At 37.9% G+C, this 17365-nt stretch carries 11 protein-coding genes and 1 pseudogene; 5 read left to right on the top strand and 7 right to left on the bottom strand.

What is annotated here, in order from left to right; all coding sequences use genetic code 11:
* Position 1: 1 nt before the first annotated feature.
* Positions 2 to 985 (bottom strand): aldo/keto reductase, encoded by a 984-nt coding sequence (locus tag NYR30_RS05475; protein WP_066112800.1) that lies wholly within the window; start codon positions 983 to 985, stop codon positions 2 to 4.
* 257 nt (positions 986 to 1242) lie between these two features.
* On the opposite strand from NYR30_RS05475, the gene NYR30_RS05480 reads away from it, so the two are divergent.
* Positions 1243 to 1539, top strand: coding sequence for a DUF3861 domain-containing protein (locus NYR30_RS05480; protein WP_231923819.1), 297 nt, complete (start codon positions 1243 to 1245; stop codon positions 1537 to 1539).
* Positions 1540 to 1760: 221 nt separating this feature from the next.
* Positions 1761 to 3116: an L-cystine transporter gene (locus tag NYR30_RS05485; protein ID WP_066112802.1), complete on the top strand. Its 1356-nt coding sequence runs from the start codon at positions 1761 to 1763 to the stop codon at positions 3114 to 3116.
* Between the two features lie 59 nt (positions 3117 to 3175).
* On the opposite strand, the gene NYR30_RS05490 is transcribed toward NYR30_RS05485, so the two are convergent.
* The 6 genes and pseudogenes from NYR30_RS05490 to malQ all read right to left on the bottom strand — a co-directional run.
* Positions 3176 to 5683 (bottom strand): glycogen/starch/alpha-glucan phosphorylase, encoded by a 2508-nt coding sequence (locus NYR30_RS05490; protein WP_302502241.1) that lies wholly within the window; start codon positions 5681 to 5683, stop codon positions 3176 to 3178.
* 260 nt (positions 5684 to 5943) lie between these two features.
* The gene (glgA, locus tag NYR30_RS05495; protein ID WP_302502242.1) at positions 5944 to 7371 is read right to left on the bottom strand and encodes a glycogen synthase GlgA; all 1428 of its coding nucleotides are present in this window, start codon (positions 7369 to 7371) and stop codon (positions 5944 to 5946) included.
* 106 nt (positions 7372 to 7477) lie between these two features.
* Positions 7478 to 8803: a glucose-1-phosphate adenylyltransferase gene (gene glgC, locus NYR30_RS05500; protein ID WP_302502243.1), complete on the bottom strand. Its 1326-nt coding sequence runs from the start codon at positions 8801 to 8803 to the stop codon at positions 7478 to 7480.
* A gap of 23 nt (positions 8804 to 8826) precedes the next feature.
* Positions 8827 to 10797: a glycogen debranching protein GlgX gene (gene glgX / locus NYR30_RS05505; RefSeq protein WP_302502244.1), complete on the bottom strand. Its 1971-nt coding sequence runs from the start codon at positions 10795 to 10797 to the stop codon at positions 8827 to 8829.
* A gap of 25 nt (positions 10798 to 10822) precedes the next feature.
* Positions 10823 to 13210, bottom strand: a complete 2388-nt coding sequence (gene glgB / locus NYR30_RS05510) for a 1,4-alpha-glucan branching protein GlgB (RefSeq protein ID WP_302502453.1) — start codon at positions 13208 to 13210, stop codon at positions 10823 to 10825.
* 147 nt (positions 13211 to 13357) lie between these two features.
* Positions 13358 to 15373 (bottom strand): annotated as a pseudogene (gene malQ, locus NYR30_RS05515) (4-alpha-glucanotransferase); the annotation flags it as partial.
* Between the two features lie 439 nt (positions 15374 to 15812).
* On the opposite strand from malQ, the gene NYR30_RS05520 reads away from it, so the two are divergent.
* From NYR30_RS05520 to NYR30_RS05530, 3 genes are read left to right on the top strand one after another with little or no spacing between them, the layout of a single operon-like run.
* On the top strand, positions 15813 to 16091 hold the full coding sequence (locus tag NYR30_RS05520; protein WP_066104368.1) for a helix-turn-helix domain-containing protein: 279 nt from the start codon (positions 15813 to 15815) through the stop codon (positions 16089 to 16091).
* Positions 16092 to 16107: 16 nt separating this feature from the next.
* Entirely contained in the window at positions 16108 to 16764 is a 657-nt protein-coding gene (locus tag NYR30_RS05525) for a HipA N-terminal domain-containing protein (protein WP_302502255.1), read from the top strand.
* Positions 16721 to 17311 (top strand): type II toxin-antitoxin system HipA family toxin, encoded by a 591-nt coding sequence (locus NYR30_RS05530; RefSeq protein ID WP_302502454.1) that lies wholly within the window; start codon positions 16721 to 16723, stop codon positions 17309 to 17311. The genes NYR30_RS05525 and NYR30_RS05530 overlap by 44 nt, the downstream gene beginning before the upstream one ends.
* The last annotated feature ends 54 nt before the right edge of the window (positions 17312 to 17365 follow it).

Genomic DNA, 17365 nt, shown 5'->3' on the forward strand with positions numbered 1-17365 from the left:
ATTATTTTTTCCTTGGCACTGGAATTACACTCGCTAAAGCATGAGGTACATAAAGTTCTTCTAAATAAGTTGCATCTTCATCACTCAAGTCGAAATCTACTGCTTTTACCGCGTCAAGAAAATGGTGAGTTTTAGTTGCCCCAACAATTGGTGCAGCAGCACCACGTTTAAAATGCCACGCTAGCGCAATTTCTGTCATTGAAACACCATAACGTTCTGCTAACTCCGCCACTCTTGCAACAATTGCTAAATCGCTCTCTTTAGTTTTATCATATTTTCCTTTTAAGCCTTTATCTAATGCCCAGCGTTTAGAATCACTTCCCCAATTGGCACGAGCAAGATGCCCTCCAGCTAGTGGTGAATATGGAATTCTGGAAACACCATATTGATCAGCAACAGGAATCAACTCTCTCTCATCTTCCCGATAAATCAAATTATGGTGATTTTGTAAGGTAGAAAATAATGTCCAACCATTCTTCTCTGCAGCAATCTGCATATTATGAAATTGATAACCGTACATCGCAGATGCACCAATTGCTCTGACTTTTCCAGCAACAATTAGCTGATGTAAGGTTTCCATTGTTTCTTCAATCGGTGTGTTGTAATCAAAACGATGGATTTGATAAAGATCGAGATAATCCGTACCAAGCCGTTGTAAAGATCCATCAATCTCGCGATTAATCGCAGCTCGTGATAACGCACCTTCATTGTAAAAGACTTTGGATGCCAAGACGACTTTCTCTCTAGCAACACCTAATTGTTTTAACGCTTTCCCTAGATACTCTTCACTAGTACCATGTGAATAGCAATTTGCAGTATCAAAAAAATTAACGCCGCACTCTAACGCTTGTTTAATCATCGCCGTCGTTTGTTCTTGATCCAATGTCCATAAATGGAAATCTTCCGATGGTTTTCCATAAGACATACAACCTACACAAATTCTTGATACTTCAATTTCTGTATTGCCTAATTTTACATATTTCATACTATCCTCACTTAACTTGGCAACGCACTCAATCCAGTTTGAGCGCAACTAGCATACTGCGCATTCCAAAGCGATGCTAGAAAATTTACGCTAGCGATTACAAAATCACTTGCATAGATTTTTCCAATTAAATCAAGCAATTTTTTTGGCAAAATTTAATTTAAAAAGATTGCGATCTTGTGAACATTGCAGGATCATAAAAAGGCAAAAATACTTTCTATTACTATGCAAATATTTATTTTTTATTAAAGGAGAACATGATGAAACAACATCAATATCAAATTACCGTAGATTATCTCGCTGATCATGAAGGGAATGCAGTCAATCAACAAATTCAATTTAATGCCCCTAACCACGACAATATTTTTCGGATTATTGAATTAACCCAACAACGAGAAGGATTTACACCAGAAATGGCACAACGGTTTGCTGTAGGTTTAAAATTGATGACAGAAGTCGTTATGGAACATCGCGATAATCCGCTCTTTAAAGAGCTGCGGCCAATGATTACAGAAATGATGAAAGTAATTAAAGGAAAAAGCAGAAAAGAATAATTTCATCCTAATGTCCTTATTTTCCAATAAATCAATTCCATTCTAGTTTTCACTACACCAATAGAATGGAATTGTAGTGAAACCATTTCATTAGTCATATCCCCAAACGCCTTATTTTTATTAGCCAATGTAACAAAAATATTAAAAATAATGGTTGTTATAATTTAAAAAACCTTTACATTAAGCGCTAATTCATTCGAAAACTTAGGAGTAATTATATAATGTTAAGTACTATCATTAATCTCATTGTCTTTATCGGTCTATTATGGCTGATCAAAGCTTATTTTAAACGCTCGGATAATCTTTCCCGTACAGTGCTAGTGGGGTTAATTATCGGGGTTATCTTTGGCGGTGTGTTACAGCTAATCTATCAAATTGACTCTCCGGTCTTAGCTGAAACCATTAATTGGATCAACATTGTCGGCAACGGTTATGTCCGTTTATTACAAATGATCGTAATGCCTTTAGTGTTAGTTTCTATCCTTTCCGCGATTTCTCGGTTACATGATGCTAGCTCACTCGGTAAAATCAGTTTTAGCGTACTTTCCATTCTCTTAATTACTACTGCAATTTCAGCGATTATCGGGATTGCGATGACCAATCTATTCCATCTTTCTGCAGAAGGTTTAACTTCTGGTGCACGCGAAATCGCGGCTAATGAGAAAGTATTAGGGCGCGCGGCGCAACTTGATGGTTTAACCATTCCAAGTATGATCCTTTCGTTTATTCCGAAAAATCCATTTGCCGAGTTAACAGGGGCAAATCCGACATCTATTATTAGTGTGGTAATTTTTTCAGCTTTTTTAGGTGTTGCGATTTTAAGTATTCGCAAAAAAGATCAAGCGTTATCAGAACGCATTGCCCAAGGCGTTGATACCTTAAATAAATTAGTGATGAGTTTAGTGCGTGTTGTCATTCGCCTTACTCCTTACGGTGTGTTAGCGTTAATGACTAAGGTTGTAGCAACTTCAAGTTTAACCGATATTTTGAATTTAGCCGGTTTTGTAGTTGCCTCTTATTTAGCCATTATTTTGATGTTTATTGTTCATGGCTTATTACTGACATTGGTTAAGGTCAATCCACTTAGTTATTATCAAAAAGTTTCTCCAACGCTACTTTTTGCCTTCACCTCACGTTCTAGCGCCGCCACCATTCCATTAAATATTGAAACACAAATCAACAAATTAGGTGTTTCTAGTGCGATTGCTAACTTCTCTGCCTCTTTTGGGGCAACCATTGGACAAAATGGTTGCGCAGGGATTTATCCGGCAATGTTAGCAGTGATGGTTGCGCCAACTGTGGGCATTGATCCAACTTCTATTCATTTTCTTGCTACTTTAGTGCTTGTTGTCACTATCTCTTCATTTGGGATTGCAGGTGTTGGCGGCGGAGCAACCTTTGCAGCGATTATTGTATTATCAACAATGGGATTACCATTAACCTTAGTCGGTTTATTAATTTCTATTGAACCATTAATTGATATGGGACGTACTGCACTCAATGTGAACGGTGCGATGACAGCTGGTACAATTTCTAGCCGTTTATTAAGACAAACTAATGAAAGCCCAACTGCATAATGATGCATAAAAAAGGCAGTGTTAATACACTGCCTTCTCCTACCATATTTTAATCAAAGTTAAATTTTCTCTGGAAGTTCATCTTCAAACACGCAGTTTTCCGCTTCATAAACCTCTTTGTCATAGCTTAATAACGGCCCTACTTTCCAGATATTTTCTGCATAATCAATAATCGAACGGTCAGATGAGAAATAACCCATATTCGCAGTATTGATTAATGCTGATTTCGCCCACACTTGTGGATTACGATAATGCTGATCAACTTGTTTTTGAATTTCCACATAAGAACGGAAATCGGCCATTACTTGGTAGTAATCACTGAACAGATTTAATTCATTTTGATAACGCATTACATCTTGTGGTGAGAAACGACCAGAAGTAATTTGTTGCACAATTTCGTGTAATTGTGGATCTTTTTCAAAGAACTCAAACGGTGAATAACCTTTCGCACGCAATGCTTCCACTTGTTCAACGGTATTACCGAAAATAAAGACATTTTCTTGTCCTACCATATTCAAGATTTCTACATTCGCACCATCTAAAGTACCCACAGTTAATGCTCCATTAAGAGCAAATTTCATATTGCTGGTACCTGACGCTTCTGTACCTGCTAATGAAATTTGTTCGGATAAATCAGCAGCAGGAATAATAATTTGCGCAAGACTTACACCATAGTTAGGGATAAATACCACTTTAATTAAATCACGAATACGGCCATCATTATTGATAACATTCGCTACATCATTAATTAAATTGATGATTTTTTTCGCTGTATGGTAAGCACTTGCTGCTTTTCCAGCAAAGATGAATACACGTGGTGTCCAATCCGCATCTGGGTTTTGCAAGATTTGGTTATAACGATAAATAATGTGTAATACATTCAATAATTGGCGTTTATATTCGTGAATACGTTTCACCTGTACGTCAAATAGCGCGTGTGGATTCACCTCAATGCCAAGGTTAGTTTTAATGTAATCCGCTAAACGTTGTTTATTAGCAAATTTCACACGTTGGAAATCTTGCAAGAAGCTTTCATCATCAACAAATTGATTTAATTTGCTAAGCTCTTCTAAATCTTTACGCCAACCTTTGCCAATACGACTGTCAATTAATGCAGATAAGCCCGGATTGGCGATTGCCAACCAACGACGCGGTGTTACACCGTTAGTCACATTAGTAAAGCGATCTGGATAAATGTTCGCAAAATCAGCAAAGATTGATTTCACCATCAAATCAGAGTGAATTTTTGCCACACCATTGATCTTATAAGAACCAATAACCGCTAACCACGCCATACGCACACGACGACCATTATCTTCATCGATAATAGACACACGACGGATAAGATCTTCACCATAACCTTGAGCACGTAAACCATTTAAGAAATATTCATTGATTTCTAAGATAATTTGTAAATGACGCGGCAAAATAGTGCCAAGCATTTCAATTGGCCAAGTTTCTAATGCTTCACTCATTAAGGTATGGTTAGTGTAAGAGAAGATCTTACAACACATTTCCCACGCTTGTGTCCATTCATAACCATGTTCATCAATTAATAAACGCATTAATTCAGGGATTGCCAATACTGGGTGCGTATCATTTAAATGGATTGCGACTTTATCTGCTAAATTGTCTAAATTATCAAAAATATCAAGATGACGACGTAAAATGTCTTGTACTGAAGCAGAAGTTAAGAAATGTTCCTGGCGTAAACGTAATTCACGTCCCGCAGTAGTTGAATCATCTGGATATAACACACGTGATACGTTTTCAGAGAAATTTTGTTTCTCCATTGCCGCAAAATAATCACCGCGGTTAAAATCATTTAAACTAAAGGCATCACTAGATTGTGCTGACCATAGACGTAATGTATTCGAAATATCATTATCATAACCAGGAATCAGTTGATCGTAACCTAATGCCACCACTTCATCTGATGGTTTCCAAATACACTTATTATTTTCATAATAAATTTGTCCACCAAAACGAATTGGAATTTTCTTACTCGGACGGTTGTATTCCCAAGCGATATTTTGCGCTAACCAACCATCTGGTTTTTCCACTTGACGGCCATTTTCAATTTCTTGCTTAAACATACCGTAATCATAGCGAATGCCATAACCGGTAGCCGGGATACGTAAAGTGGCTAAACTATCTAAAAAACACGCCGCAAGACGACCTAAACCACCATTTCCTAAACCTGGATCTTCTTCCTGATTAAGAATAGCATCAAAATCTAAACCAAGTTCAGTAAAGGCTTGTTTCATCGCTTCATAGACATTCTCAGCAATCAGTGCATTACTAAACGCACGTCCCATTAAGAATTCCATAGAAAGATAGTAAACGCGACGTGATTTTTCATGTTTAATCGCACGACGAGTATGTAAACGTGATTGTGCACTTAAATCACGCACTGTATAAAGCGCTGCATTTAACCAGTTAGTTAATTTTGCTTCTGATGGTTCACAGCATAAATTATAGATAAGTTTTGAAACAATGGTTGCTTTAAGGGATTCAACATCTCTGGCAGGTGCATTATAGGAAAATTTAATTTTATTTGATGGCATTTCTGATCTCCAACTTAAAAATGGAAAATTTTGCGGCGGGTATCCTATGTTATTTTGGCGATTTTTTCAATGAAAAACGCACACTATTTACACGAAAATCGCATAAATATTCATTATTTCATAATAATCAGAAGATTTTCTCCAACCGTAAGATTATGATTTTAAAAAACTTATTCACACAAAAGACAAAACACACAAAAAATAAATAGTGTATGTAAAATAACTTACACACACTATTTTAGAAAATAACAATGCGCCGGCTATTTGTTATACAACGCTAAATAACTTTTTGCTGCTTTTTGCCAGCTAAAATCTTGTTGCATTGCTGTTGATCTGATCAAGCTCCATTGACGCGGTTTTTGCCAAATTTCTAACATTTTATCTATCGCATAAAGGAAGCCATTTACATCAGCATGCAAGAACACAAATCCTGTTGCACTCTTCTCTTTTTGCGTTTCTGGGGTTGTATCCACCACAGTATCTGCAAGTCCTCCGGTAGCACGCACTAATGGTAATGTACCATATTTCAAACCATATAATTGTGTTAACCCACAAGGCTCAAAACGGCTTGGTACTAAAATAACGTCGCCGCCAGCAACCATACGATGTGATAACGCTTCATTATAAGTAATTTTTACCCCAATTTGCTGTGGATAAGTCGCTGCTAAATGACGTAAGCTCTCTTCAAAATGTGGTGCGCCCGAACCTAAAACAGCTAATTGGATACCTTTTTTCACCATTGCTTCAGCAGCAGCAATCACTAAATCAGCACCTTTTTGTTCTACTAAGCGAGTTACCATCACCAATAATGGTGCTTCTGCATTTTGTACTAAGCCAAATTCCGCTTGTAACTCCTCTTTATCTTTTTTCTTACCTTGCATTTTGCCGACTTTATAGGTTTTGGCAATATTAGTATCAGTGGCAGGATTCCACACTTGCTCATCAACCCCATTCAAAATGCCATGTAAACGTTGTTCTGCTGCTCTTGTTTGTAATAAACCTTCAAAGCCATACGCCATTGCTGGATCAGTAATTTCTCGTGCATATGTTGGACTTACAGCTGTAATTTCATCAGCATAATAAAGTCCTGCTTTGAGGTAAGAAATTTGTCCATAAAATTCTAAGCCATCAACGTGGAAAAAATGATGCGGTAATTGCAAATCTGCCATATGGCGTGCATCAAATAAACCTGCGTAGGCTAAATTATGAATAGTGAAGATTTTTTTAACCGGTAAATTCCAAGCCACCGCATAAGCGCCAGCTAAACCAGCTTGCCAATCGTGCATATGCAATACATCAGCAGCGCCCCACCAAGTATCTGCACCGGCAGCTAATGCTGCACCTGTCCAACCAAGAATAGCAAAGCGTAAATAATTATCGGCATAATCTTGATAATATTCGTTGTGATATGGATTACCTTGACGATTGAATAGATGTGGCGCATTAATTAAATAGATACCAATTCCTTGATATTCAGCATGACGAATTTCAATATGTCCAGCAAAAGTAAATAGATGCAGTGAATGTTCATGTTGCAGCTTCTCTGCTACTGCTGGATACATAGGTAACACTACTCTGACATCCATTCCCTCTGCTTGCTGAGCAAATGGTAATGCACCCATTACATCAGCTAATCCGCCAGTTTTGATCAAAGGATAGAGTTCAGAACAGATATGAAGTACTTTCATTGTAAAATTTAATCCTTACTTTTTAATGATGAAATATCCACTTTCCCGTTGTTGATCTCCCGAAAAAGTGGATATCAATATTGATTATACGAGCTTAAAAGTAAATTTATTCACTTACTGCAGCTGTATCTTCTTCTTGCTGTTGTTTTGCTAATAATTTTTCTAACATTGGTTCGGTAACTAATACAATATTACCTTGACTGCTGATTCTAAAGCGTTGGCGATCAACATCTAAATCAACCCCAATTTGCATACCGTCTGGAATCTTACAGTTACGATCGATAATACAACGGCGTAATACACAATTCTTACCAATTTTCACTTGTGGCAAAATCACCGCATATTCAATTTTTGATCCCTCTTCAACACGAACATGATCAAATAGCACTGAATTACTAATTTCCGCATCAATGATAACACCACTACCGCCAATCAATGAATTATCAATAGTTTGTTTATGCGGATGCTTGTAGAAGAATTTTGTCGGTAAAGTTTGTTTAGGTACAGTACGAATCGGCCAAGATTGATCGAACATATTTAATTGTGGTTTTTCACTGACAAGGTCAATATTCGCTGCCCAATAACTTTCTAAGGTACCAACATCACGCCAATAAATTAAGCCTTGTGTATTTCTACCTTTACTTGAACGTTCAAATGGGTGTGCATAGAGCAAACCTTCTTCTACCATTGCTGGGATAATATCTTTACCAAAGTCATGAGAAGTATTTTCGTAGCTTGCTTCTCTTTCGAGAATTTCATAAAGATAATCTGCATCGAATACATAAATTCCCATTGAGGCTAAAGAAGAATTTGGTTTGTCTGGCATTGTTGGTGGATCAGATGGTTTTTCCACAAACGCTTCTACTTTAAGTTTGTCATTAACCGCCATTACACCAAATGCTTTCGCATCTTCTTTTGGCACTTCAATACAGCCAACGGTCGCTTTACCACCAAACTCGATATGATCTTCGATCATACGCATGTAATCCATTTTATAGATATGGTCACCGGCAAGAATTAACACATATTTTGGACGATAGTGATCTTTCATAATTGGCACGTTTTGCCATACTGCATCCGCAGTACCACGATACCAGGTAGAATCATTTAATTGTTGACGCGCAGGAAGCATATCGACAAAATGTCCACGTTCACGCGGTAAGAAAGACCATCCATGTTGTAAATGACGTAATAATGAATGTGCCTCGTATTGCGTAATTACTCCAATTTTTAATAGACCAGAATTTAAACAATTCGACAAAGCAAAATCAATAATACGATGTGCGCCACCAAAGTAAACTGCTGGTTTTGCACGACGATCCGTCATTTCATGTAAACGAGAACCTCTACCACCCGCTAGGATAAGCACTAACGTATCATTCGCTATACTTTCCCGAGTTGGAATAGGATTAATTTTGGTTGCTGCGCTCATAATATTCTCCTGTAATATCTATGTTAAGACAGTGACTGCGTTAAGATTACAATACCGAGTTGTGCAACAATCGCTTGCGATTGCTGTAGCTCAAGCCCTTCGCCAAACCGTTTTTGCCAATGCCCTTCTGGTAATAGAAAAGTTTGTGCTGTACGGTTGGCATTAAAAAGTAGTAAATACTTTCCTTGTAATAACAACATTAAGGTTCGTCCTTGATGCCAATCTTGTGTCTGCATTGGTTGTCCATCTGCGCGGAACCACTGTGCATTTTCAGTATTCCACCAATCATCATAAACACCCGCAGACGCCATTTCTTTACGTAAGGTAATAAGCTCTGCTACATACTGTTGTAATGAATCATCAGCTTGTTGCCAATTCAACCAAGTCAATTCATTATCTTGGCAATAGCAATTATTATTGCCTTGCTGGCTATGACCAATTTCGTCACCAGCCAATAACATTGGTGTTCCTAACGCCAATAGTTGTGTTGCTAACAACGCTTTTTTACTCAATAAACGTTGTTTAATAATTTCAGGATTTGTACTTTCTCCTTCTTCACCATGGTTAAAGGAAAAATTATGGTTATCACCATCTCGGTTATCTTCACCATTATTATGATTATGTTTTTGGTTATAACTCACTAAATCCTGTAAATTAAATCCGTCATGCGCAGTCACAAAATTAATCGAACTGCGCGCTGCTCGACCTTTATATTGGAATAGATCGGCACTACCAGCAAAACGTAACGCTAATGCTCCCAATTCTTGACTATCATTCAGCCAAAATTGCCGCATATCACCACGAAAACGATCATTCCATTCACTAAAAAAGTGTGGAAAACCACTTAATTGATAACCGCCATCTCCAATATCCCAAGGTTCGGCGATCATCTTGCAAGGTGCTAATACTGGATCTTGCGCCATCGCTAAAAAGAGCGCTGCATTCTGTTTAAATTCCGGTGTTCTTCCTAATAACGGTGCTAAATCAAAACGAAAACCGTCAATATGAAAATCTTCCACCCAATAGCGCAAACAATCCATCACCCATTGCAAAACTCGTGGTTCTGATAAATTCAAGCTATTACCGCATCCCGTCCAATTCAAATAATGTTGGTGCTGGTCATGCCAATAATAAAGCTGATTATCAATGCCGCGTTGGCAAAACGTTGGCCCGCCAATATCATTCTCTGCGGTATGGTTAAACACCACATCCAAAATCACTTCAATGCCTGCTTTATGTAAAGTCTTAATCAGTGATTTCAGTTCTAATAATACCTCTTCTGAGGTAGAAAATCTTTGATCTGGCGCGCAATGTGACAAAACATTGTAGCCCCAATAATTCATTTTCCCCATTTGCTGCAAACGCGGCTCATCTAAATGTAGCATAATTGGCAATAATTCGACGGCTGTTACACCTAAACTTTGTAAATAAGCTACATTTTCAGCTGCGGCTAATCCCGCAAAAGTCCCGCGCAATTTGCGTGGTAATTTCTCATTCAATTGAGAAAAACCTTTAACATGTAATTCATAAATTACCGTTTGTGACCAAGGCGTTCTAAGCGGTTTATCATCTTCCCAGTCAAAAGCGGTATCAACAACGACACTCTTTGGTGCCAATAACCCATTATCTTGTTGATTGAACCATAAAAACGGCATTAATTGCTGTGTGGTTTTAAATTCAGGTATATCAACAATTAATCGACTATATGGATCAAGTAATAACTTCGTCACGTTGTAACAATTTGGCGGTTCCTTACCACCATCAACACGAAAACCATATTTTTGCCCAATGGCAATATTGGTGACAAAGAGGGTAAAACAGTCATGGTTACGATACATTGCATAACGTGTTTCTTGTTGATTTTCATCAAATAAACAAAGCCACGCATGCGTTGCGTGAGGTGCAGCAAGTACAAAATTAAAACCTTCTTTTCCTTGATATACTGCCTTGCTGTAACCTAATGGATAGCTATAACCAATGAATGTTTCCCGCATTAATAACGTTCCCTCTTAAACCAAGTCACTTTTTCGCGTTATTTTTTGTTTTACTATTTTTAGCCACACTTGTTACTTTCTTCGTTGTGGTAGTTTTACTGTTTTTGCTTGTTGTTTTCTTCGCAGTTGTTGTTTTGGCTACTTTCTGTTTAGTTGTTTTATCAACCTGTGATTGTTCTTGTTTATTGGTTTCTTCAATTGCAGGCTCTTTCTCTTCTACAATCTCATTTTCTAAAACAAAATAAACTGCACCAAGTGGCGGAACCTGTACGCTCAATGAATATTTTTTACCATGGCTGGCAATCTTATCGCTCCAAATACCACCTGAATTATGGATACCGCTACCTTTATAACTAGGATCATCTGAATTTAAAATTTCGCGATAGAAACCGCCTTTATTAACGCCAAAACGGTAATTATGTCGAACTTCAGGGGTAAAATTACAAACCACGACCAAAGTTTCCCCATTTTTCGCATAACGCGCAAACACCAATACCGATTGATCAGCATCATCAACTACCAACCACTCAAAACCATTTGGCTGTTGATCTTGTTGCCATAAAGCTGGATAGCGTTGATACATATGGTTCAAATCACGAACCCATTTTTGTACACCGTTATGCCAACCGCCATGTTCTTCATTAAGTAAATACCAATCCAAACTTTCTTGGTAATTCCATTCGCGTCCTTGAGCAAATTCATTTCCCATAAACAATAATTTCTTCCCTGGGAAACCCCACATATAACCATAATACACCCGCAAATTAGCGAATTTTTGCCAGCAATCTCCAGGCATTTTGGTTAAAAGCGAACCTTTACCATGAACCACCTCATCGTGAGAAAGTGGTAACACAAAGTTTTCACTGTATTGATACATCATGCCAAAAGTGAGCAAATTATGATGGTATTTACGATAAATTGGATCGAGTTTCATATAACGTAAAGTGTCATTCATCCAACCCATATTCCATTTGAATTGGAAGCCTAAGCCACCATCCTCAGTCGGATGACTAACGCCTGCAAACGAGGTACTCTCTTCCGCCACTGACAATACGCCGCGTTGTTCATTTTGTAATAACGCATTAGTCCGTTGTAAGAAATTAATCGCCTCTAAATTTTCACGTCCACCATATTGGTTTGGAATCCACTCACCATCTGAACGGCTATAATCACGATAGATCATTGATGCCACTGCATCGACACGTAAGCCATCAAAGCCGTAACGTTCAATCCAATATAAAGCATTGCCAGTGAGGTAATTACGCACTTCATTACGACCAAAGTTATAAATCAAAGTGTTCCAATCTTGATGATAGCCTTCACGTGGATCTGCATGTTCATATAACGCTGTACCATCAAATTTAGCTAAGCCATATTCATCAGTTGGGAAATGGCCAACAACCCAATCAAGCAAGACATAAATCCCTGCTTTATGCGCTTTCTCAAGGAAATAACATAATCCTTTAGCATCACCAAAACGACGTGTTGGTGCATAAAGCCCTAACGGTTGATATCCCCAAGAGCCGTCAAATGGAAATTCTGACAATGGTAATAATTCAATATGGGTGAATCCCATCTCTTTAACGTAATCAATTAATTCGTCGGCCAATTGTTCATAGGTCAGCCAATAATTATTTTCCAAATTGCGGCGCCACGATCCTAGATGTACTTCATAAATACTAATTGGCGCATCAACCGCATTTGCTTTTGCTCTATCTGGATTATACGGTTGTTTTGGTGGCAATTTTGTGACAACAGATGCTGTTTCTGGACGCAATTGTGTACCAAACGCATAAGGGTCAGATTTCAAACGCACTGCTCCATTTGCATCAAGAATTTCAAATTTATATAGACTGCCTTCATCAATATGCGGAATAAAAATTTCCCAAATACCACTTTCGCGATGTAAACGCATCACATGACGACGACCATCCCATTGGTTAAAATCACCCACCACAGAAATACGACGTGCATTTGGCGCCCATACACTAAAATTCACCCCAGGCACATAGCTGTTCTCTGTCAAATGTGCACCTAACGCTTCATACGGACGTTGATGTGTTCCTTCTCTAAGCAACCAATTATCCATATCAAATAGACAAGATGGGAAACGATAAGGATCTTCTTGATAAATTGCTGTTGTACTATTTTCATATTCAATCTTAAACAAATAGTGCAGATCCGCTGTCGCTCGCGGCAATAACGCCACAAAGAAACCTCGTTCATCAACACGTTGCATTTCGGCTAAACAGTGATTTTTTTGCCGATTATAGATGGACACCTGTTTTGCATCTGGTAACAATGCTCGAATCACTAAACCCTGTTCGGTTTTATGTGGGCCTAAGAATGAAAATGGATCGCCATGTACGGCATTAAACAACTGATCGATTTGTTTATAATCGACGGTAATCATATTGTCCCCTAATAGAATAAGTTTAAGATTGTCTTGATAACATTCTGCGATAGCATCAACAGCCAAGTTCTGACGTGCAGAAATAATTTGCCGATAATATTGGTGCAATCTTTGGCACACTTCATCATCTAATAATGATACTGGCAGACGATAACGCCAATTTGGATATGCCCGCGACACTCCCGGAATATTAAACGAAGCTTCAATCCCCAATAAATTTTCTGGCTGAATGGCAAATAATTGACTGCGGCTGGTTGCACCCAATTGATGAATCGCGATATTCAATTCATCAGTAAGTTGTAAATCTTGTGGTAATGAGGTTAATAACTTTGCCTGTTTTAGCGTTTGCACAAAGCGCAGCTTATCTTCGCTGCGTTGTTGTAAAGCACGTTGATATTGCGTTTCTTGTAATACGCCCAATTGATACATCGTATGTAAATCAGTCGCTTGCCAAAAACCATGTAATGGTGCGACATCGTGAGTGCTAATTACCGCGATCGCATTCGCCTTATAATGTTCCGGTAACAAATAACCGTCATATGTCTTGCTGAAATAGATAACTGCATAGGAATAAATACCATATTGATCTAACCATTGTCTGACCTCTGGCGGTACAATTCCTAAATCTTCGCCGATAATTAAACAGCGATTACGTTGGCTTTCGATTGCCAACACTGCAATTAACTCTTCAATTGGATAATGTACATAAGCGCCTTGTGCAGCACTAGTACCTTGTGTAATCCACCATAAACGATACAACGCCATCACATGATCAATACGCAATACGCCATAATTTTGCATATTGGCGCGCCATAATTTGATTAAGGTTTCATACCCTTCTGCACGTAAATATTGCGGATGTAGTGGCGGTAATTGCCAGTTTTGCCCGGCTGGGCCAAGCTCATCAGGTGGTGCACCTACTGACGCTTGCATACAAAATGCTTCGCGATGACACCAAGTATCAGAACCACCTCTCGCAACACCTACTGCTAAATCACCATATAAACCAAGCTTAACGCCAACCTGTTCACAAGTTAATTGCACTGCATCAAGTTGATCACGCATTAGCCATTGCAACCACATATAAAACTCAATTTGCTTACTATGTTCTGCTGCAAACTCACGCACTGCTTCGCTATATGGATCTTGATAAGCTTTATCCCATGCTAGCCAACCTGCTAGATTATCTTCATCCTCTGCTTCTTGGATAAAAGCACGATCAAGCGCTTCAAAAACACCATGTAAATACAATGGTTCGCCTTGTTCGGCAACAAATTGTGCAAAAGCTTTGCGACGGTAAGCTAAACGCCCCTCACGTTTAAATACTTGATAAGCGACACGTAAGCCGTCTAGTTTTACTTGCCACACTTGCGAATAATCCACCCAGGCTGTTTCCCGCAACTGTTGTAATAACGTTTCTGTTTCTGGACTATGGCGCCATTTAGCCGCTGCAGTTTCAGCCATTTCAGGTAATAAATCGACAGCCAAATAGATAGGGTTTAACCAACGACGTGAAGATGGACTATATGGACTCGCCCATTCTGGATGTGCTGGAAATAAGGCATGTAAAGGATTAATACCAATAAAATCAATACCATCACGCGCAAACTCTTTGGCTAGCTGTTGTAAATCGCCAAGATCACCAATACCCCAATTGTTTTTTGAACGTAAACTATATAATTGCAAATTAAGACCACTAACTTTACGTTCATCGGCTAATAATGGTGATTGATAAGTTTTCGCTGGTGCAACCAACAATTTGTACTGTGCATAATTGGTAATTAAACGATAATATCCCATCGGCAATGGCATAAATTCAAGGTATTGCCCGGTTTCAAGTCGCCAGCTATTTTCAAGAATCTGATTTTGTTCATTTAGCAATTGTTGCGGATTTTCATCTGCGGCAAAATTTAATTTTGCCCAATCAAGGCGAGTAACATTTTCACTATGTAGAACAAAAATATTTTTAAAGGAATTATTAGTATTTTGAGGATTTAATTTGAGCCACTCAAGCAAGGTTTGTAAAACAGTGTCATCAACTTGAATACGTTCACCTTCTAAACTGTAATAAAAAGGCGCTATTCCTATTGCTTCAGCCTGCTTCTCCAATAGGGCTCTATCAGACAATTGTCCATTCCGAGAGGAGTTTACTATCGAATCCATGAGATTCTCCAAAATAAGTACAACATTATCGCTAACTACAAGCGGAAATCCTATTTACCAATCGTTTGCGTATTATTGGTTTTTCCACTAAACGAATAGCTTATTTATACTCTTTTTTTGGTAGAAAACCTATCGCTAGATGCTAAAGATATGATCTCGCCCACAATATTTTTTATATTTTGCTTATTTTTTAGGACAAACCCTCACAACCTGGCTTTGGTAAAGAACAAGTATGACCAATCTCATTCTAGGTTATACCTTTCCATAGATTATCTATACATACTGTCTTAACAATGTCCTATATATTTTTATATCTATAAAAACTGTCACAATAATGACAAAAATAGAGTAAATTTAGACAAAAATGTTATAATAATGACATTCTTAATGTTATAACTAAAACCAATATTAAAGGTATAGCCTCTGCTAAGGATGGTTGATGAAACTTTCACTCTATACTGCTGTTGATTTACAAATAGAATTAAAACAATTCATAAAACAAGCAAGAAAGCAAAAAAAGATGACGTTAAGCTCGCTCGCTGAACGGTCTGGTGTACCTTACGGCACATTACGAAAATTTGAACGTACCGGTGAAATATCACTGCGCCAATTTTTAATGCTCGTTGAGATATTAGGTGATCTACAGGCATTACGTCTTGCATTAAAACCTCAATCACCTGCGCCACAAACCATTGAAGATGTACTAAAAAATCAATAATAGAAAAGGAAAAGTTATGCTAAAAGTACCACTTATTGTCAAACGCGAACTCTCTAATGGAGAGCAAATAGAGGTAGGAAAACTAGCCGAAAATAAACAAGGTACATTCTTTCAATATACATCTGAATATCTTGCACGTTTTTCAGATTCACTCGCCCCATTTAATCTTGCTGCCGATACATCATTACAAAAAGCGCCTTCTCTACCCCATTTTGGTTTACATGGTTTATTTGCTGACAGTTTACCTGATGGCTGGGGGCTTTATCTTATGGATCGCATTTTCCGACAAAATGGTTATGATCCAAAACAAATTACCGCTCTAGAACGGTTAGCTTATCTTTCTCAACAAGGTGCTGGTTCATTATCTTATGAACCCGCTCTTCCCCTAGTTGACATAAATGAAGCAGAAACTATTGATTTCATCACATTAGGCAAAAATGCAATTCAAGAATTTGAGGGTACAGAAACGGATATCTTAGCTCAATTAGTACAAGCTAGTGGTTCTGGTGGAGCCAGACCTAAATTAAATGTAACACAGCTACAAAATGGTCTATTTACTACTGATACTAAACAAAAAGGGACTCAATTTATTATTAAACTCACTTCCAAAAAATTCCCATTGCAACAATATATTAGACGTACCAAAATTCCAACTCTTTCAAGTAGATACTGATCATTTTTGGCTACAACAACAGCGTTTTGATCGTACTGATAATGGCAAATTACATATGATCTCAGCTGCTGGATTATTGGATGCATCATTTAGAGAACCTTCTTTGGATTATCTAGAGTTGTTAAAAGCAACGCGAATTTTATGTGGTATTAAAGAAGGACAAAACTTAATCAAACGAGCTTTGTTCAACTTTTTAACCCTCAACCAAGATGATCATGCAAAAAATTTTGCCTTCTTAATGGATGATGACAATAATTGGAAACTTTCTCCTTTTTATGACATTGTTTACAGCCCTTCTCCATATCAAGAACATATGACCGCTTTTGCTGGTAATGGGAAACACCCATATCATACGTTACCAAAATTTGCTCAATTAACGGGTTTTACATCTACTAAACCGTTATGGCAAATATTAGAAGAAATTTATCAGCAAACTCTGATTTTTCGCCAAGAAGCCTTACACCTCGGTATTCCTAAACGACTTGTAACTGAAATTGCTAAACAAATCGATCAACGATGGGCTTGGCGAAAAATTTATAGTGAGTAGCAAAATAAATCTATTATTTTTCCTCCTCATAAAAAACAACTGGCTAGACAAGAG

The sequence above is a fragment of the Gallibacterium salpingitidis genome, from assembly GCF_030517105.1.
GTDB classification, from domain to species: Bacteria; Pseudomonadota; Gammaproteobacteria; order Enterobacterales; family Pasteurellaceae; genus Gallibacterium; species Gallibacterium salpingitidis.

What these genes read in the sequence shown, in the direction of transcription:
- NYR30_RS05475 (WP_066112800.1), bottom strand. Translation starts at nt 985, where the DNA reads ATGAAATATGTAAAATTAGGCAATACAGAAATTGAAGTATCAAGAATT.
- NYR30_RS05480 (WP_231923819.1), top strand. Translation starts at nt 1,243, where the DNA reads ATGATGAAACAACATCAATATCAAATTACCGTAGATTATCTCGCTGAT.
- NYR30_RS05485 (WP_066112802.1), top strand. Translation starts at nt 1,761, where the DNA reads ATGTTAAGTACTATCATTAATCTCATTGTCTTTATCGGTCTATTATGG.
- NYR30_RS05490 (WP_302502241.1), bottom strand. Translation starts at nt 5,683, where the DNA reads ATGCCATCAAATAAAATTAAATTTTCCTATAATGCACCTGCCAGAGAT.
- glgA (WP_302502242.1), bottom strand. Translation starts at nt 7,371, where the DNA reads ATGAAAGTACTTCATATCTGTTCTGAACTCTATCCTTTGATCAAAACT.
- glgC (WP_302502243.1), bottom strand. Translation starts at nt 8,803, where the DNA reads ATGAGCGCAGCAACCAAAATTAATCCTATTCCAACTCGGGAAAGTATA.
- glgX (WP_302502244.1), bottom strand. Translation starts at nt 10,797, where the DNA reads ATGCGGGAAACATTCATTGGTTATAGCTATCCATTAGGTTACAGCAAG.
- glgB (WP_302502453.1), bottom strand. Translation starts at nt 13,210, where the DNA reads ATGATTACCGTCGATTATAAACAAATCGATCAGTTGTTTAATGCCGTA.
- NYR30_RS05520 (WP_066104368.1), top strand. Translation starts at nt 15,813, where the DNA reads ATGAAACTTTCACTCTATACTGCTGTTGATTTACAAATAGAATTAAAA.
- NYR30_RS05525 (WP_302502255.1), top strand. Translation starts at nt 16,108, where the DNA reads ATGCTAAAAGTACCACTTATTGTCAAACGCGAACTCTCTAATGGAGAG.